Genomic DNA, 17,523 nt, shown 5'->3' on the forward strand with positions numbered 1-17,523 from the left:
CACAACGCGCCGTCGCGACAGGAAGTGCCGTTAGCGAGCCGGGATTCGCTGGATGGGCACACGGTCCTCGGCGAGCGCGCCGGCCAGCACCCCCCACGCGACGAGGCCGTCGTCGGAGCGGGGCTCCAGAAGCATCACCACGAGGCGCCCCAGTTGCTGGTCCACCGGGACGATCAGGCCCGCCCCGGACACGCCGGCGGGGGCCTCCTCCCAGGTCCCGAACACCTCTTGCATCCGCACGTCCTGGAACGCGCGCGCGGCCGTGCGGACACTGTCGACTCGGAAGCGCTGCGCCCCCGCTTCGGGAAAACGACCCGGTCGGTACTGGATGCCGTGCCCGTCGAGCAGCGGCGCGACCGTGTCGGCGACCTCGCTCGAAACCAGGTAGGCCGTCGGCGCCGTGACGGTTTCCGACGGCGCGAAGCGAACGTAGGCGGGCATTGTCTCGGGCGTGCGCACGTCGCGGCGCTGGTACATCGGCGATCCGGTGACAGGGTGCGCGAGCGTGTCGACGGCGCCGAGCAGGATCTCGACCGGCTCCGGCAGCGCCTCCCAGGTCGCGCGGACGGCGACCGTCTGCCCCATCACTCGCTCCGCGTCCGCCTCGGCCACCCGCTGGCGGACGTGGGTCGCCTCCGCCCAGACCCGGTCCACGATCTCCTCCACGAACCGCCGCGACACGGCCACGCGCTCGCCGTAGGACGCATAGCTGTACGACTCCGACAGGATCCCGTAGCGCCCCCGCACGCCGACGTAGTTGGAGGAATAGCGGGGCTGGGGGCTGTACGAGTACCAGCCCCGCGGCGCGGTCGTCTCCTCCCCGAACGCGCCCGGCACGTTGCCGTAGTGGTACGTCGCGAAGTCGTCGGATGCCAGGATCGCGTCCGAGATCGACGGCAGCCAGCGATCCCACAGGTCGGCGTCGAGCCCCGCGGGCGTGTTGGGCGAGAGGCCGGGCGCATACGTCAGGTGATAGCCCATGAACGTCCCGTTGGTCGTGTGAAGGTCGACCACCACGTGCGGGTCCGCGTCGCGGATCAGACCGACCAGCGCACGCGCCTCGGGCGAGGCGAGCTTCATAAAGTCGCGATTCAGGTCGAGGCCGTCGGCGTTGGGACGCTGTCCCATCCCCTCCACCGGACCGAGTTGGTACGGACGGTTGTCGTAGCCGACACGCTCGTTGCCGTCCGCGTTGTAGATGGGCGCGACCATCAGGACCAGCGAGTCGGGCCACGCTGCGTGCGCGCCAGCGGACACGTCGCGGAGCAGTTCGAGCATGGCGTCCTTGCCGTCAGTCTCGCCCGCGTGGATGGTGGCGAAGACGAGCACGCGCGTCTTGCCCGTCGCGCGGACGGCCTCGGCCGTGGCCGCCTCGGCGCCCCAGACGACGAGCGGGAGGTCGCGCCCCTCGACCGTCCGCCCGAACGTACCGAGGCGGAGGTCGCTGTCGGCCGCGACGAGCGCCAGCACCTCGCGCACCTGGTCGTAGGTGGCTGTGCAGCTGTAGTCGCACGCCTCGGCGGGTGTCACCAGGCCGGGCGACGCGGACACCGAGGCGGGCGGGGCGACGGAGGCGCAGCCCGCCGCGACGGCTGCCAACAGTGGGAGGACGAGTCGGGTCACGAGGGGTCGGAGGGGACGAGACGGCGGACCATCCACGAGTTGAGGGCGAAGAACGCGCCGAGCGCGAGGCCCCACTGCACGAGGCACGACATGGCGCTGTACGGCTCCAGCGGGTCCCACCAGCGGCTCGTGAAGTCGGTCGTCGTGGCGAGATACAGCCACCAGCCCAGCAGCACGACGGCCTGGAACGGGATCGCCACCTTCATCCAGGCGCTCCAGAGGCGCGGCAGCGCCCAGTCGGTCTCGGTCGCGATCTCCTCCCGGAGCCGATCGGCCCCGTAGCGGATCACGGCGTACGCGATGAACGCGCCCGACAGCATCAGCGCGACGCCCCAGACGAAGTCCTGGTTGCCGAAGAAGCGGTCCGACAGCGCGCTCGGCACGCCCACCAGGAACGCCACGACGCCGACGCCGACGACCGCCTTGGTGCGCGGTGCCCCCAGGTCGACCACCACGCGGGTGGACAGTTCGATCATCGAGATCAGGCTGGAGAGCGCAGCGAAGGTGAGCGCGAGGAAGAACAGTACCGCGAGCGGGGCCCCCAGCGGCATCTCCGCGAACAGCGCGGGCATCCAGATGAACGTGAGGCCCGTGCCGCGCTCGCCGCTGGTCCGCATCACGTCCAGCACCTCCGGCTGGCTCATCTGTGGCCCCAGCACGGCGAAGGCGATGCCGAAGATCATGATGCCTGCCAGCAGCGATACCACGTTGTTGCCGACGCCCGTCAGCACCGCGTTGCGGACGACGCCGTCCTCCTTGCGCATATAGGCGGCGTAGGTCAGGATCAGGCCCCAGCCCGCGCCCGTGTCCCAGGCGTTCTGCGTGAGCGCCTCCAGCCACGTCGAGGGCGCCGCGAGCGTGCCCCAGTCGGGCGTGAACAGGTAGGCGATGCCCGCACCTGCGCCCGGCAGCGTCACCGCTCGGACCACGGCCACCACCACGATGGCGAGCAACGTCGGCACCAGGATCTTGTTGGCCTTCTCGATGGTGCCCACGCCGCCGCGGACGGCCAGCACGCCCAGCCCCATCATCGCGGCGTGCAGCACGATCGGCCAGGGCGACGCCTGGAACGCCTGCCATGCCGCGAGTGAGGACTCGCTCGTCACGGGCAGCCCCGAGGCCAGCGAGGTGGCCATGAAGTAGGCGCACCAGCCCGCCACCACGCTGTAGTAGCACATGATGGCCGCCGCCACGAACGCCACGAACGCCCCCAGCCACGCCACCTTCGGCCCGGCCAGCTTCGCGAACGTGCCCACGACTCCCATCCGCCCGCGCTGCCCGAGCGCGTACTCGGCGATGATGAGCGGGATGCTCCACACCAGCAGGAAGACCAGCCACGCGACCAGGAACGCCCCGGCCCCGCCGTCCCCCGCGTTCGACGCCGCGATCCGCGGGAAGCGCCAGATGTTGCCTGTGCCGACGGCGATGCCGAGCACGCTCAGGATGAGGCCCCAGCGGGACGTGAAGCGGGCGGACGAGGAGGCGTCGGCGGTCGGAGAAGCCATGCGGGATCGGAGGTCAGCGGGCGGAATGGTCGGGGTCTGGGAGCCGTCGCAGCCTGGGCCCCGTCGCGGATCTCCGCCTGCGCTCGGTCCCGTCAGGGAGGGCTAGAGTTGGTCCAAACTCGTCCATCCGCCGGACGACGGCGCCTCACCGGATGACGAAGGCGGGGTGTCGGCCGCCGCCTCATTCGAGGGGAGCATCGGGCGAGCGAAGAGCGCCGCCGGGATCGCGGTCGGGTCTGCGGCCTCCGTCGCCGCGTGCACAGGCGTCGCACCGGCCACCGGCTCGGCGGGAGCCGCCGCCTGCGAGCGGGACTCGACCGGGACCGGCGTCGCCGCCTCGGGTGCCGACAGGGAGGGCGCCGAGGCGACCTGCCCGTCGCCCGACCCGAACACGTACCCGGAGATCTCCTCGGCTGCCGCCGTGTAGTCGACCGCCCCGCGGGTCGTGTGGCGCGAGTCGAACACCGTCCGCCCGTCGCGGCTGGCGACGGCGAGCGACGAGGAGGTCCGGATGGCGGTCGAGAGGACGGCGTCGCCGTACTTGGCCCGGAGGTACTCGGCGTAGCGCGCGTGCCGGTTGAGGCGCGCGTCGACCTGCGTGAGGAGGAAGCGCGGCGGCGCGAGACGCGGGTTGAGCTTGTCCTGCACGAGGCCCGCCGTCTGCCACGTCTGCTCGGCGCCCACCACCGGCTGGTATTCCGGCGTGACCGGGATCACCACGTGGTCGGACGCGACGAGCGCGTTCATGGTGTAGACCGACAGGGCCGCCGCCGTGTCGAGCAGGAGCAGGTCGTAGTCGTGACCGGCTCGCACCGTCTCACGGAGCCACAGCACGTCGGTCGGGCGCGTCAGGCGGCGCAGCGAGCGCGTGAGCGCCATCGAGGACCCGATCAGATCGAAGCCGCTCACGGAGTGGACGGGGAACGACCGGAGGTCCGCCTCGCCGTCCAAGAGGCCCAGCGCGGAGTGCTCCGGCGGGGGCTCCGGCGCTCCCAGCATGCGGGTCAGAAAGCCCTGCGGGTCGAGGTCGACCACGAGGACGCGCTTCCCCTGCCGCCCCAGCGCGGCGGCCAGGTGGATCGAGGTGGTGGTCTTCCCGGTCCCCCCCTTGTGATTGCAGACTGTCAGAACAGGCACATGAGCCGTGGCGAGCGAGGCGCCAAGATAGACCGGTGTTCGGGAAGTGGCGACCGACGGCGCCGGGCCGGCTGGGGGATGCCCCGAGGTGTATGGGAGGGGCTCTCACGAGCACTGGTTAAGGCACCACGCATTCGCCCGATACCCAACCAGCCCCCACCCCGGTTCGATGGTCTCTAACAAGCCTCAGCACCCCCCCTTCAGCTCGTTTGGCTGGTCGCTCTCGGGGGCGCTGCTGATCGCGCTCAGCCTGCCGCCGCTCGGCGTATACCCTCTCGCCTGGGTGGGTCTGGTTCCGCTGATCGCGCGCTGGGCCCTCCGCCGCCCCTCGCTGGACTACGTCCGCGAGCTGTACGCGCTCCTGCTGACCACGAGTTGCTGCGTCGGCTTCTGGCTCCTCTTCAACCCGAGCGCGTCGACGGCCGCCCTGGGCGGGATCACGCTGTTCCTCGTGCCGATCCCCCTCGTGGTGGCCTTCGCCATCTCCGGCGTCGTGCGCGAGCGCCTGGGCCTGATCGCCGGGCTGTTCGCCCTCGCGCTCAACATCCTCGCGGCCGAGTTTGTGACGCTCGCCCTGGGCGTCTCCATCCCGTGGCTGGTGCTCGGCTACACGCAGGCCGACGCCGTGGAGTTCATTCAGATGGCCGACATCGGCGGCGTGCTGCTGCTGAGCCTCTGGGTGCTGCTCCTCAACTTCACCGCCTTCCTCGCGCTACCCCGGTCCGACAAGCCCGGCGATCGCTACGGCGAACGGGGCGTGTCGATGGCCATCTTTACGGCGCTCGTCGCGATTCCCGTCGCGTACGGCGGCATCCGGACCGCGCAGGCCGACGTGCCGGCGGCCTTCACGCGCGTCGGCATCGTGCAGCCCGGCGTCTCCCCGATGGACTGGGACCGCCAGTCGCCCACAGTCAAGATCGACGACCTCGCGTCACAGTCCGACGACCTCCTCCAGGCCTCAGCCCGGGGCTCCTCGGCGCCGGACTCGACGACCAACGGACGAGCCGTGGCAGAGAACCCCTCGGAGATCCATCTCCTGATCTGGCCCCAGACGTCGCTCCCGTTCATGGGCACCAACGAGGGTGAGGCGCAGCTCTACGACCGACTCCAGCGGTGGACCTCCCAGCGGGGCATCATGCTGCTGGCCGGTGCCGAGACCGCACCCAAGGGCCTGGAGCGCAGCTACCGCCCGCCGCGTCCCGGCGAGCTGGCCAACTCGGCGGTGCTGTTCCAGCCCGGCGAGGAGATCGTCCGCTACGACCAGATGCGGTCGGTCCCGTTCGCGGATCGCAAGGCCGCCCAGGGCACCGACCGGGTGCTGTTCCACGCCGACGGTGCGGACATCGCGACGGCGGTGGGCTTCGAGTCCGTCTTCGGCAACCACATCCGGCAGTTCACTCGCGACGGGGCGGACCTCATCGTGGTCCTCTCGCGCAACGACCTCTGGGGACGCTCGGCGGGGCTCTACCAGCACCTCCAGTTCACGCGACTCCGCGCCATCGAGTCGCGGCGCTCCGTCGTCATCTCGACCGTCGGCGGCATCTCCGCGCTGATCAGCCCGACCGGCGAGATCGACGAGATCGCCGGGTGGCGAGACAGCGAGACGCGCTCGGTGCAGGTCCCGACCTACCGCGGCCAGACGTTCTACGTCCGCCACGGCGACTGGATCGGCCGCTGGGCGTTCGGCTTCGCGCTGCTGTTCAACATCGCAGCGATCGGCCTGAGCATCTTCGCCCCGGAGCTCGTCGGGACGAAGCGGATCCAGGCGAAGCGGATGGTGCGCCGCCCCTCGATGGTGTAGCGCGAGCGATCTTCGGGCGTCCCCCCGCGCCCATGCTCGCTCTCTCCGTCCCCCTCGTGCTCGCCTCGGCATCGCCGCGCCGCCGCGACCTCCTGGCCCGCCTCGGGCTGACGTTCGAGGTCCGCCCCAGCGACGCGGACGAGACGTGGCCCGAGGCCCTCGCGCCCGGCCCCGCTGCGGCGTCGGTGGCCCTCCGCAAGGCGCACGCCACCGACGCCGCCGAGGCCCTCATCCTGGCGGCCGACACGGTCGTGGTGTACGAGGGCGAGATCCTGGGCAAGCCCGCCGACGCCGACGAGGCGACCGCGACGCTGTCCCGACTGAGCGGCCAGACCCACGAGGTGGCCACCGGACTGGCGCTTCGCCTCGGGGATCGGCAGACGACGGCCTTCGAGACGACGCGCGTGACGTTCGCGCCCCTCTCCCCCGCCGAGATCGCCGCCTACGTCGCCACGGGGTCTCCGATGGACAAGGCGGGCTCGTACGGGATCCAGGACGATCTGGGGGCCGTCTTCGTAGACCGCATCGAGGGCGACTACTTCAACGTGGTCGGGTTGCCGCTCCGGCGCCTCTACGCCACCCTGCGTGCCTTCGTCCCCGACCTCGTCTCGCTCTCCTGACGCATGCCGCCGATCCTGCTCACGGGCCGCCTCACCGTTCTTCTCCTCGCGCTCGCCGTCGTCGGCTGCTCCGACCCGGCCCCGTCGGACCCCGCTCGGGCGGACTCCTCGGCCACGGAAGCCCCTCCCGTTACCTCCGGCCGCCAGTCGGTCGCGGACGTCGCCTCGGCCAACCCGCAGTTGCAGACGCTCCATCGCCTGCTCGTCGCCACCGGCCTGACTGAGACGCTCGCGGACACCTCTACGACGTACACGCTCTTCGCCCCCTCCGACGCCGCCTTCGCCGCGCTGGGCGAGGAGGCCCTCGCGGCCCTCGACGCCGACCCCGAGGCGGCCCGAGCCGCGCTCCTCGGACACGTCGTGGCGACGCGCATGCTCTCGTTCGACGTCTTCCCCGACCTCGCCATCGAGACCGTCGGCGGGTCGGAGTTGACGTTCGCCGAGGCGGGCGACGGACTCGCAGTCCAGTCCGGAGGTACCACGGCCCGCATCACCGACGCCGACCTGGACGCTGACAACGGCGTGGTTCACCTCATCGACACCGTCCTGATCCCATGACCGACGCTTCGACCGACAGCCCCGTCTACGTGCTGGTGGGCGGCACAGGCGGCATCGGGGCGCCGCTCGCCCGCCGCCTCGCCGCCGACGGCGCCCGCCTGGTGCTGGGCGCCCGCGACGGCGACCGCCTCGGGGCCCTCGCTGGGGAGACCGGCGCCCGCGCCTTCACCCTGGACGCCACCGATGCCGATGCCGTCTCCGGGCTGATGGGTGCCGCGATGGAGGCCCACGGCCGCATCGACGGCGCGATCAACCTGGTCGGCTCCATCCTCCTGAAGCCCGCCCATGCCACCTCCCCTGCCGAGTTCGACGACACGCTGACGCTCAACCTGAAGACGGCGTTCTACGTCGTTCGCGCGGCCGCCAAGGCCATGCAGGCCAACAAGGTGCAGGAGGGCGGCTCCATCGTCCTGATGTCGAGCGTCGCGGGCCGCTACGGGCTCCCGAACCACGAGGCCGTCGCGGCGGCCAAGGCCGGCATCGAGGGGCTCGTGCGCGCGGCGGCAGCGACCTACGCGCCCCGAGGGATCCGCGTCAACGCCGTCGCCCCTGGCCTCGTGCGGACACCGCTGGCGGGCCGCCTCGTGGCGACCGAGCAAGCCGTTGAGGCGTCCGCTGCGATGCACCCACTCGGTCGCATCGGCGAGCCCGAGGACCTGACCGACGCGCTCGCCTTCCTCCTGGACTCAGCGCGGAGCGCCTGGGTGACCGGCCAGACGCTCTCCGTCGACGGCGGCTTCGCGACGGTCCGGCCGCGATAACCTCACGGCGGGGCACGGTCACGCACCGCGCGTGCGTTGGGAGCACGCGGCATCGGCGCCTGTTCAGACGCTACCTTTTGGGCGATGGCGCGTCCCCCCGGCCCTCGCTTCTCTATGTCCCTGATCGTCAAGATCGTGACGGCTGTCGGACTGGCCGCAGCTGCGATCTGGTCCGCTTCGTCCGTCCCCGTCCCGGCCCCCGCGCCCGCCCTGGCCCCGTGGGGGCCCTCCGAGGCCTCAGCCGAGGTCCTCGCCGACTCGCTCGCGCTCGACGTGCTGATCGGCCAGGTGGTCGGCGCCCCGGACGACGCGACCGGCCTTGACCGTGCCATCGCGGAAGGCCGCGTCGGGCGGATCGTCGTCTCCCCGCGCCGCGTCGACGCACACCTGGCGCGCCTCCGGGACTGGCAGGCCCGCGCCCCTCTTCCCCTTTCCCTCGCGACGCAGGCAGAGCAGGTGGCGCTGGACGGCCCCCTGACGGCCAGCACGGTCGGGCTCGCCGCTGCCGCTCGCCCCGACCTCGCCTTCATGACGGGCCGCGCCCGCGCCGAGAGCGCCCGCGACCTGGGCATCCAGACGCCCGGCTCCGGCCTCCGCCTCGGGGCCGACGAGACTTCAGAACGGCCCGTCGAGCAGGCGCTGGTGCGGGGTCTCCGGGAGGGCCAGACCCTCCCCGCGGTGACGCTGGCCGCCGCGGCGGACCTCGACGCGTTCGACACGCTCGCCGAGGCGGGCCTGATGGAGGTCCACGTGGACGCGTCCACCCCGTCTGGCGCGGCCCTGGTGGGCCAAGTCACCCAGCGTGGGTCGTACCGTGGGCTCGTCGTGGCCGATCTCGGCCGGAGCGCCGCCGGGGCGGTCGCGGCCCTGCGCGACGGCGCCGACCTCGTCGTCTCTTCGACCCCCTCCGCGGCCTATGATTCGCTGTCCCACGCGCTGCGAACGGGCCGGCTCGCGGCCGAGCGCGTCCGGGAAGCATCGCGGCGCATCCTCGCTGCCAAGGCGTGGAGCGGTCTTGAACTGGTGACTCCCGAGCCGCGCGGAGGGGGCGACGGCTCCACCCGGAGTCTGCGGATCGACCCCCTCCGAGCGCCTTCGGCCTCGCTCCTGCACCGCACCCAGCTCCTCACCGCCGAGATCGCTCGCGCGAGCGTGGCCGTCGTCCAGACCGAAGAGGGCCCGCTGCCGCTGGTCGGCCCGCGCCCGCGGCGGGTGTTCACGGTCGTGCTCGACCCCGGCGCATCCGTCGAGCGCGCACTGCCGTTCGTGAACACGCTCGCGACGGGGCTGGGGCCGGGCTCGTCGGCCAGCTACGCCCGCCTCGGGCTGGGGAAGGACGAGGCGCACTACCGGGAGGCCCTGGACGCCACCCGCGACGCGGACGTGGTGGTGATCGCCGCCTTCCCCGACGCCGACGGACGACTGGCCGCCCGCCACCAGGCCGTCCTCGGCTCGCTCCCGACCCGCCTCCCGACGGTGATGGTCGCCTTCGACGATGGCGCGCTGGCCGCGGGCATGCGCCGCCCCGACGCGCTGCTCGTCGCGAACGGCACGTCGGAGATGGCCCAGACCGCCGCCGCGCAGGCCATCGCGGGACAGATCCCGGTGTCCGGTCGCCTGACCCGTCCGGTCGCAGGCCTCGCGGCAACCGGCGACGGCGTCCGCCTCGCGCAGCAGGTCCTTCGGCCCGGCAGTCCCGAAGAGGCGGGCATCGCCGCCGGAGCCGCCGCGCGCATCGACGACGTGATGCAGCGGGCCGTCTCGTCTGGCGCCTTCCCAGGCGGCGCCATCGCCGTCGGACGCTCGGGCGTGCTGCTGGCGCTCCAGGGCTACGGCCGCCTCACCGCAGGCGGCGCACGCGTCACGCCGGATACGCCGTACGACCTCGCTTCCCTCACCAAGGTGGTCGGGACGACGGCCACCGCCATGCGGATGGTCGAGGATGGCCGCCTCGACCTCGACGCCGAGGTGGTCGAGACCCTGCCTCGCTTCCGGACGATGGGCAAGGAGTACGTCACCACCCGCCAGTTGCTCTCCCACTCGGCGGGACAGCGCCCGTGGTACCCGTTCCACGCCCACGACATCGCCTCGCGTGAGGAGGCGCTGGACTTCATCTACGCCGACACCCTCCGCTATCCCCCGGGCACGCGGTCGCGATACAGCGACTTCGACATGATCGTGCTCGGGGAGATGATGACCACCATCACCCGCGAGCCGCTCGGCGACCTGTTCGACGATGAGATCTTCGAGCCGCTCGGCATGACCGCGACTGGCTTCCGGGGCGTGGGCGTGCGTGACCCCGAGGCCGCGCCGACCGAGACCGATGCCACGTGGCGAGGACGGACGCTGCAGGGCGAGGTCCACGACGAGGCCGCGTCGGTGTTCGGGGGCGAGGCGGGCCACGCGGGGCTGTTCTCGACCGCCGCCGACATGGCCCGCTTCGGCTTCATGCTCGCCAACGGCGGGCAGGCCAACGGCACGCGCATCTTCCGCCGGACGACCCTGGAGCGGTTCACCGAGCGCGTCCGCCTCCGAAGCACCTACCCGACCGGCCTCGGGTGGATGGTGAACTACGGCGACACGTCGGCGGGGAGCGCCTTCGGGCCACGCTCCTTTGGCCACACCGGCTTCACGGGCACCTCCATCTGGGTCGACCCCGACCAGGAGTTGTTCGTCGTGCTTCTCACCAACCGCGTCCACCCGTCGCGACGCAACACCCGGATCCGCGAGGTGCGCCCGGCGCTCGCCGACGCGGTAGCGGGTGCCATCCAGACCCCACCTCGCGAGCCCGCCCGCGCCTGGGGCTTCGGCCCCGTCCCCACGGACTTGCCCGGCGTCGCCGTTCGCTAGCGGACCCGACCGCCGTTCGGAGCGCGGCTCCGCCTCCTCCCCTCGTCTATGCCCACCTACGTCTACCGCCGCCCCGACGGCACCACCTTCGAGGCCTTCCAGAGCATCTCCGCTCCGGCCCTCACCGAGGACCCCGAGACGGGTGTCCCCGTCACCCGCGTCATCTCCGGCGGCGCCGGCCTGCAGTTCAAGGGCGACGGCTTCTACATCACCGACTACGTCAAGAAGAGCGGCTCGGCGAGCGAGTCGGGCGAGGCGGCGCCGAAGAGCGAGACCTCCTCTGCCAAGCCCGCGCCGAAGAAGGCGGACAGCGCGCCCAAGGCGTCGACCAGCAGCAGCTCGTCGGCGAGCGAGTAGGCCGGGCTACGGCACCACGCCGGATCGCCACTGCCGCTGGACGTGGCGGAGCAGGTCGGCGTAGGCACGGCTGCGCTGGAAGGTGAGGACGGAGAACGAGGCGCTCTCGAACGGCCGCCCGGCGGTCCGCTCGAAGACGAACAGCGACGGGCCACCGCCGCCGAGGGCGTAGCTCCAGCGCTCGCCGGTCGGGGTCGCCTCCACGAAGCCGGGCGGGCCGAGGAGGACGTAGAGCATGCCCTGGTCCGTCTTCCACCCCTCCTTGTAGGTCGCGAAGAGCCGGTTGGCCTCCTCGACCCGCTCGTAGTACGCGCGGACGGTCGCCGCCGCGAGGCGACGGTCGTCGAGGCGCTCACCCCAGAACCGGTCGAAGGCACGCCGCTGCGCGGCCGGGCTCTCGGCCTCGGTGATGGCATCGAACTCCCCCGGCCTGGCGAGGTACGTCAGAGGCCCGATCAGGTCGCCGAGGCGGGTCACCTGGGGATAGTCGCGGCGGCGCACGACGAACAGCCGCTCCGAGGCGTCGAGACTCTCGCCGCCGGGGGCTTCCACCCGGATCTCCGCCCGGTACACGCCGGGGTCGAGCGGCGGCACCGGGGCCTCCACATCGACGGCGTCCGCCGGGTTGAGGAGGGTCTGGCGGACCGTCTGGACCGTGTCGACGCGCGACGCGTCTACGCCGCGAGCGGCGAGGCTGCCCTCCAGCGGCACGAAGTCGTCCATGGGTCGGGCCGGCGCGTCGTCGGCGGTCAGGCGGAGGACCGTGAGGACCGTCACCGCCTCGTCGGGGAGTCCGGTGGCCTGTGCGACGGCGCGGAGCGAATCGAGGCGCGCCGGCACCGCGGACACATCCACCGGGGCGACCTCTCCCGAAGGCTGCTCCCCTTCGAGGCGGAGACCGCCCAGAGCCGGTGCTTCCGACGGGACCGCGACGACGACCTGAAGCTGGCGCTCCGCCGTTCGTCCGCTTCCGAGGTCCTCCAGAACGGCCCGGACGAGGTAGCGACCCGGCGGCACGTCGAACCGCTCGGCCCGCCACGTCGGCGTCACAGACCTCGCCGCCTCGCCAGCCCCGACCCGGAGGGAGTCGCGGACCGAGCGCGTGCGCGGGGCGCCTCCCTCCTGCTCAACGGTCACCACCCACTCGGCCGCCGCGACGAGGCCGTCCTCGGCCGGGCGGAACACCAGCGAGGACGGCGGAAGCCCGAGGCGCACGTCCACGCCCGATGCATCGTCCCGGACGCTGGCGACGGCGTCGAGGACGAACACTGGCTCACCGGCCCGGTAGGCCGCCGCGTTGGCGTCGATCCGCGCCTCAGGGGGCACCGATCCGCTGCACCCGACCCCCATCAGCGCCACGCCGACCAGGACGAGCGCGCGCAGGCGGGACCGCGGCGGGGCCACCTGTCGTCCCGGTCTGCGACAGCGGGGCCAAGCGCTGTGTCGGGGACGCCCGGCCCGGCGTCTCAGCACGCGTCGTCGGCGTCCATGGACGCGCGTGCCGCCGCGACGATGGCGGCGAAAGAGGCCGCGTCCAGGCTCGCACCACCGACGAGAGCACCGTCGAGGTCGGGCTGCGCGAACAGCTCCGCCGCGTTGTCGGGCTTGACGCTGCCGCCGTAGAGGATCTCGATGTCCTCCCCCTCCTCGAAGCGCGCAGCCAGCGCCCCGCGGATGGCCGCGTGCATGGCCTGCGCCTGCTCCGGGGAAGCGGTGCGCCCGGTGCCGATGGCCCAGACGGGCTCGTAGGCGACCACGAGGTCGGCCGACTCCACCTCGGCGAGCGAGTCGGCGAGTTGGGCGAGCACGATCGCCTCGGCGTCGCCGGATTCGCGCTCCTCCAGCGTCTCGCCGACGCACAGGATCGGGGCCAGACGGGCGGCCTGCGCGGCGCGCACCTTCTCGGCCACGAACGCGCTCGTCTCTCCGAACAGCTGCCGCCGCTCGGAGTGGCCCACGATGACGTACTCGACCCCGAGATCGTCCAGCATCGACGCGGCGACCTCGCCCGTGAACGCACCCGACGCGGCCGGGTGGACGTTCTGAGCGCCGAGCCGCACCTCGCTGTCGCGGAGCCGCTCGGCGACGGCATCCAGCCAGATGGCAGGTGGGCACACGGCCACGCCCACGTCGTCCGCGTCGGCGGCGACGGCCGCCACGACGTCGGCGGCGAGGCCCACGGCATCCGCGTGGCTGAGGTTCATTTTCCAGTTTCCAGCGACGAGCATCGGTTCGGGGTCAAGAGTCAGAAGAAGGGTCTGCCTGGTGAGCCGCCACCTCGGCGGTCACCGCTTCGGCGAGGGACGAGAGGAGCCGGAGCTCGTCCTCGGTCCAGGCATGGGGCGAGTGGTCGATGGCGCAGAGGGCGCCGATGACGTGACCGTCGGGTGCGGCCACGGGGACGCCGAGGTACGCGATCACGTCCATGGCCTCGACGGCCGGATTGTCGGAGACCCGCGGTGACGTCCGCGCGTCGTCCACCACCATCGGCCGCCGTTCGTTGGCGACGTGCTGGCAGAAGGAGTGGCTGAGCGGCGTCTCCGTCAGGTCTGTCCCCGTCCGGCCGGCGAACACCTGGCGGTCCTCGTCGACGAGCGAGACGAGGGACACCGGTACGCCCAAGGACGCGGAGACGAGCCGGGTCAGCGCCTCGAACGACTCCGAGGGCTCGGCGCCCAGAAGGCCCGTCCGGCGGAGCGCGTCGAGGCGCGCGGCGAGGGCGGCAGGGTCGGGGGGGGCGGCCAGCACGCCGACGTCCACCGTCTCAGCCGAAGCGCCCTGCCCGCCCCAGCCCCCGGCGTCCACCAGGTCGGCCCACCGCTCGGCGGCGTCGGCGTCCTGGATCGGGGTCGTGTCGTAGGCGACGCCCACGAGGCGCGTCCCTTCCTCACCGGGGATGGAGGTGCCCCGAACCCAGAGGCTCGCCGGGTTGTCGGCCAGCCGCGCCCGCAGGTCGAGGGTTCGTCCTGGCGCGGCCAGCACATCGCGGAAGGCTGCCCTGGCGACCTCGGGGTCGATGAGGGCGTCGGCGAGATCCTCGACGGACTTGGCCCCTGGCCGCCCGAACAGCGCGCGGAGGACGGCGGTGGAGCGGACGAGGTGACCGTGAGCGTCCAGCACGAAGGTGCCGACCAGCCCCGCCTCGACGGCCCCTTCGATCTCCTCGGCATGGATGCGCGAGGTGACATCCACGACGGCCACGACGGCACCGCGGACGTCGCCCCCCACGCGGACCGGGGCGAAGGCGAGGTCGAGCCACTCGGCCGGCCGCAGGTCCGAGGCGGCGCGGCGCACGCGGGTGCGCACGGTCTCACCGGACAGCGCGCGCTGCCAGTGTGCTCCCCAGGTGCCCCGCTCCAGAACGGGCTCGCCGAGAAAGAGCGCCTCGTCGGCGTCGAGGCCGAGGTCGCGGGCCGACTGGTTGACGACCAGGACCCTCCCCTCGGCGTCCACCGAGGCGATGGCGTCGGGGGTGGCGTCGAGGACGGCGCGGAGTTGGGCGCGCTCCCGGTCCAGCGCCATGTGCGCGTCCTGAAGGTGCGCCTCCGACGCCAGCAACGTGGTCACGTCGCGGGCCTCCAGCAAGAACCAGAGCTCTCCGTCGGGGCCGTCGACCGACTGCACATCCACGAGGAGGGTGCTCTCGACGCCGTCGCGGCGAATGGGCGCCAGGAATCGGTCGAGGAGCCCGCCTCGCGCCAGACGGACGCTCTCTGCCACTCGATCCGGCTCTGCCCACCACGGCGCCTCCTGCACCTGCGAGCCGAGGGCGACGCGGCGGGAGGGAAACAGGTCGGCCGCGGCATCGCTCAGAGCCCGGATTCGCCCCTCGCCGTCGGCGACGAGGCTGAGACCGAACGACGCCTCGAACACGGTCTTGTAGAGGTCCGCCGGCATGGGTGAGGGCACGCCCTCCCGGACCACCTCGTGGCGGTCGGTCGGCGCAGGGTCGAGCGAGGGGCGCAGGTCCATCGGAAGAGAGCGTCAGGCGGGCAGTTTGGCGAGAATCTCCTCCGCGTGGCGGTCAGTCTTGGGTCGCTTGAACACGTGGATCACGCGGCCGTCGGCTCCGATCAAGAAGGTCGTCCGCTTCGTCCCCATGGACTTCCTGCCGTACAGGTTCTTCTCCCCCCACGCGCCGTAGGCCTCCAGGATCTCGTGCTCGGGGTCCGCGAGGAGCGGGAACAGGAGGTCGTACTTGGCCGCGAACCGCTCGTGGCTCTCGACCGGATCGGCCGAGACGCCGACGACCGCTACGCCCGCCTCGGTGAGGTCGCCTGTGTGGTCGCGGAGGTTGCACGCCTGCTTGGTGCAGCCCGGCGTGTCGTCCTTCGGGTAGAAGTAGAGCGCGAGCGGCTTCCCCGCGAAGTCGGCCAGCCGGACGGTCGCGCCGGTCTGGTCGATGCCTTCGAAGGCAGGGGCGAGGTCTCCGGGGGCGGGCATGTCAGCCATGGACGGTCGAGATCGAGTCGGTGAGGGAGCGAATGGCCGCGAGATGGTCGTGGGCCGTGAGGTCGAGTTGGAGCGGCGTCACCGAGACGTAGCCGTCGCGGATGGCGGCCAGGTCGGTGTCGTCGCCCTCGTCGAGGTCGATGAACCGGCCGCCGAGCCAGTAGTAGGGCCGCTGCGTCGGGTCGAGACGCTCCTCGAACTCCTCCTCCCAGCGCGACCGTGCCTGCCGCGTGGTGCGCACCCCCGCGAGGTCGGCCAGCGGACGGTCGGGCACGTTGACGTTGAGCAACACGCCCGGCGGGAGGCCGTCGGCGAGGACGCGCTCGGCGAGCGACCGCGCGACGGCGCCGGCGGCCTCGAAGTCGGTCGGCACCCAGGCGTCGTGCGAGATGGCCAGCGACGGGATGCCGAGGATGGTCCCCTCGGTGGCCGCGCTCACCGTCCCGGAGTACATCACGTTGACGGCGGTGTTGGGGCCGTGGTTGACGCCCGACACCACGAGGTCGGGCACGCGAGGCAGCAGCTTCTGGACGCCGATCTTGATGCAGTCGGCCGGGGTGCCCGTCACGGCGCGCGCCCAGACCGGGCCGCTCGGCCCGTCGAACACGACCGGGTGCACCCGCATCGGGTCCCGGATGGTGATCGAGTGGCCGACGGCGCTCTGCTCGGCGAACGGCGCCACCACGGCGACCGTCCCGAGGCCGTCCATGGCCGCCGCCAGCGCCGCGATGCCCGCCGCGTCGATGCCGTCGTCGTTGCAGACGAGGATCAGCGGGAGGTCGGCCGGGGCGTCGAGAGGGTCGGGACGGGTCACAGGCGAGGGTGGGGGTGAGGAGGGCAAGATGCGACCGCGCGGCACCGGGAGGAGCCGGAGTCACCGAGTTGCCCGGAACTTTCCGATCCGTTGAACCCGCACTTAGTAGCTCTCCTCCTCGCCCGGGAACGCCCGCGCCCGCACGTCCGCGACGTAGCGCCCGACGGACTCGGTCACCGTCGTCCCGAGGTCGGCGTAGTGCCGGACGAAGCGCGGGTTGAAGTCTTTGGTCAGGCCCAGCAGGTCGTGCGTCACGAGCACCTGCCCGCTGCACCCGACGCCTGCCCCGATCCCGATGGTCGGGATGTCGACGCTCGCCGTCAGGTCGGCGGCCAGCCCGGCGGGGATCTTCTCGAGGACGACGCCGAACACGCCCGCCTCGGCCAGCTTGCGCAGGTCGGTGCGCGTCTGGTCCGCCTCGTCGGCGTCGCGGGCGCGCACCTTGTACGTCCCGAACTTGTAGATGCTCTGAGGGGTCAGGCCGAGGTGCCCCATGACCGGGATGCCGGCGCCCAGGATGCGGCGCACCGAACTGAGCACGCCCGCGCCGCCCTCCAGCTTGACGGCGTGTGCGCCGGTCTCCTTCATCACCCGGATCGCCGAGCGCAACGCCTCCCGACTCGACCCCTGGTAGGCCCCGAACGGCAGGTCCACGACCACGAGCGCACGCTGAACGCCGCGCACCACGCACTGGGCGTGGTAGATCATCTGGTCCAGCGTGATCGGCAGCGTCGTCTCGTGGCCTGCCATCACGTTCGACGCCGAGTCGCCGACGAGGAGCACGTCGACCCCCGCCTCGTCGAGCAGGCGCGCCGAGGTGTAGTCGTACGCCGTCAGCATCGCGATGGGCGTCCCCTCGTCGCGCATCGCCTGGAGCGTCTGGGTGGTGACGCGCTTGACGTGGGCGGCGGTGGTCGGGCGGACGGTCTCGGTGCTCATGGGGATCGGGGACGGCCTCGAAGAATACGCTTGCCTCCGGGCGCTGCCGGTCGGCGCGCTCCGGCACGAAAAAGGGCGCCGCCCCTCACGAGGCGACGCCCACTGG

15 protein-coding genes are annotated in these 17,523 nt (G+C 72.3%); 6 read left to right on the forward strand and 9 right to left on the reverse strand.

The window, feature by feature from the left end:
• Positions 1-30: 30 nt before the first annotated feature.
• From B1759_RS16905 to B1759_RS16915, 3 genes are all read right to left on the reverse strand, one after another.
• Positions 31-1,623: a M14 family metallopeptidase gene (locus B1759_RS16905; protein WP_158225326.1), complete on the reverse strand. Its 1,593-nt coding sequence runs from the start codon at positions 1,621-1,623 to the stop codon at positions 31-33.
• Positions 1,620-3,128, reverse strand: coding sequence for a sodium-dependent transporter (locus tag B1759_RS16910; RefSeq protein ID WP_095516261.1), 1,509 nt, complete (start codon positions 3,126-3,128; stop codon positions 1,620-1,622). Before B1759_RS16910 ends, B1759_RS16905 begins: the two co-directional genes overlap by 4 nt.
• Positions 3,129-3,230: 102 nt before the next feature.
• Positions 3,231-4,265: a ParA family protein gene (locus tag B1759_RS16915; RefSeq protein ID WP_095516262.1), complete on the reverse strand. Its 1,035-nt coding sequence runs from the start codon at positions 4,263-4,265 to the stop codon at positions 3,231-3,233.
• Between the two features lie 169 nt (positions 4,266-4,434).
• Between B1759_RS16915 and B1759_RS16920 the strand changes: the two genes are divergently transcribed.
• The 6 genes from B1759_RS16920 (at position 4,435) to B1759_RS16945 (ending at position 11,212) form a co-directional block, all read left to right on the forward strand.
• Entirely contained in the window at positions 4,435-6,066 is a 1,632-nt protein-coding gene (locus tag B1759_RS16920) for an apolipoprotein N-acyltransferase (RefSeq protein WP_095516263.1), read from the forward strand.
• A 32-nt stretch (positions 6,067-6,098) separates the two neighbouring features.
• A complete protein-coding gene (locus tag B1759_RS16925; RefSeq protein ID WP_095516264.1) occupies positions 6,099-6,686 on the forward strand; it encodes a nucleoside triphosphate pyrophosphatase in 588 nt (195 codons plus the stop codon).
• Positions 6,687-6,689: 3 nt separating this feature from the next.
• A complete protein-coding gene (locus tag B1759_RS16930; RefSeq protein WP_095516265.1) occupies positions 6,690-7,244 on the forward strand; it encodes a fasciclin domain-containing protein in 555 nt (184 codons plus the stop codon).
• The gene (locus B1759_RS16935) at positions 7,241-8,005 is read left to right on the forward strand and encodes an SDR family NAD(P)-dependent oxidoreductase (protein ID WP_095516266.1); all 765 of its coding nucleotides are present in this window, start codon (positions 7,241-7,243) and stop codon (positions 8,003-8,005) included. The genes B1759_RS16930 and B1759_RS16935 overlap by 4 nt, the downstream gene beginning before the upstream one ends.
• Before the next feature lie 114 nt (positions 8,006-8,119).
• Positions 8,120-10,855 carry a serine hydrolase gene (locus B1759_RS16940; protein WP_095516267.1) on the forward strand — a complete coding sequence of 912 codons (2,736 nt, stop codon included), beginning with the start codon at positions 8,120-8,122 and terminating at the stop codon, positions 10,853-10,855.
• A gap of 48 nt (positions 10,856-10,903) precedes the next feature.
• Entirely contained in the window at positions 10,904-11,212 is a 309-nt protein-coding gene (locus B1759_RS16945; RefSeq protein ID WP_095516268.1) for an FmdB family transcriptional regulator, read from the forward strand.
• A 6-nt stretch (positions 11,213-11,218) separates the two neighbouring features.
• On the opposite strand, the gene B1759_RS20500 is transcribed toward B1759_RS16945, so the two are convergent.
• The 6 genes from B1759_RS20500 to panB all read right to left on the reverse strand — a co-directional run bounded on the left by B1759_RS20500 (position 11,219) and on the right by panB (position 17,417).
• Positions 11,219-12,616, reverse strand: a complete 1,398-nt coding sequence (locus B1759_RS20500) for a GWxTD domain-containing protein (RefSeq protein WP_095516269.1) — start codon at positions 12,614-12,616, stop codon at positions 11,219-11,221.
• Between the two features lie 62 nt (positions 12,617-12,678).
• A complete protein-coding gene (tpiA, locus tag B1759_RS16955) occupies positions 12,679-13,440 on the reverse strand; it encodes a triose-phosphate isomerase (protein ID WP_095516270.1) in 762 nt (253 codons plus the stop codon).
• Positions 13,441-13,450: 10 nt separating this feature from the next.
• Positions 13,451-15,184: a GAF domain-containing protein gene (locus B1759_RS16960; protein WP_095516271.1), complete on the reverse strand. Its 1,734-nt coding sequence runs from the start codon at positions 15,182-15,184 to the stop codon at positions 13,451-13,453.
• Between the two features lie 12 nt (positions 15,185-15,196).
• The gene (gene bcp, locus B1759_RS16965; RefSeq protein WP_095516307.1) at positions 15,197-15,655 is read right to left on the reverse strand and encodes a thioredoxin-dependent thiol peroxidase; all 459 of its coding nucleotides are present in this window, start codon (positions 15,653-15,655) and stop codon (positions 15,197-15,199) included.
• A 1-nt stretch (position 15,656) separates the two neighbouring features.
• Entirely contained in the window at positions 15,657-16,478 is an 822-nt protein-coding gene (surE, locus tag B1759_RS16970; protein ID WP_095516272.1) for a 5'/3'-nucleotidase SurE, read from the reverse strand.
• Between the two features lie 102 nt (positions 16,479-16,580).
• A complete protein-coding gene (panB, locus tag B1759_RS16975) occupies positions 16,581-17,417 on the reverse strand; it encodes a 3-methyl-2-oxobutanoate hydroxymethyltransferase (protein ID WP_095516273.1) in 837 nt (278 codons plus the stop codon).
• Positions 17,418-17,523: the final 106 nt, after the last annotated feature.

Origin of the sequence: Rubrivirga sp. SAORIC476, from assembly GCF_002283555.1 — a bacterium.
Classification (GTDB): domain Bacteria; phylum Bacteroidota; class Rhodothermia; order Rhodothermales; family Rubricoccaceae; genus Rubrivirga.

Coding starts and splice junctions, on each gene's coding strand:
- B1759_RS16935 (WP_095516266.1), top strand. CDS start 7,241: ATGACCGACGCTTCGACCGACAGCCCCGTCTACGTGCTGGTGGGCGGC.
- B1759_RS16930 (WP_095516265.1), top strand. CDS start 6,690: ATGCCGCCGATCCTGCTCACGGGCCGCCTCACCGTTCTTCTCCTCGCG.
- B1759_RS16910 (WP_095516261.1), bottom strand. CDS start 3,128: ATGGCTTCTCCGACCGCCGACGCCTCCTCGTCCGCCCGCTTCACGTCC.
- B1759_RS16940 (WP_095516267.1), top strand. CDS start 8,120: ATGTCCCTGATCGTCAAGATCGTGACGGCTGTCGGACTGGCCGCAGCT.
- panB (WP_095516273.1), bottom strand. CDS start 17,417: ATGAGCACCGAGACCGTCCGCCCGACCACCGCCGCCCACGTCAAGCGC.
- B1759_RS16925 (WP_095516264.1), top strand. CDS start 6,099: ATGCTCGCTCTCTCCGTCCCCCTCGTGCTCGCCTCGGCATCGCCGCGC.
- B1759_RS16945 (WP_095516268.1), top strand. CDS start 10,904: ATGCCCACCTACGTCTACCGCCGCCCCGACGGCACCACCTTCGAGGCC.
- bcp (WP_095516307.1), bottom strand. CDS start 15,655: ATGCCCGCCCCCGGAGACCTCGCCCCTGCCTTCGAAGGCATCGACCAG.
- B1759_RS16920 (WP_095516263.1), top strand. CDS start 4,435: ATGGTCTCTAACAAGCCTCAGCACCCCCCCTTCAGCTCGTTTGGCTGG.
- tpiA (WP_095516270.1), bottom strand. CDS start 13,440: ATGCTCGTCGCTGGAAACTGGAAAATGAACCTCAGCCACGCGGATGCC.
- B1759_RS16960 (WP_095516271.1), bottom strand. CDS start 15,184: ATGGACCTGCGCCCCTCGCTCGACCCTGCGCCGACCGACCGCCACGAG.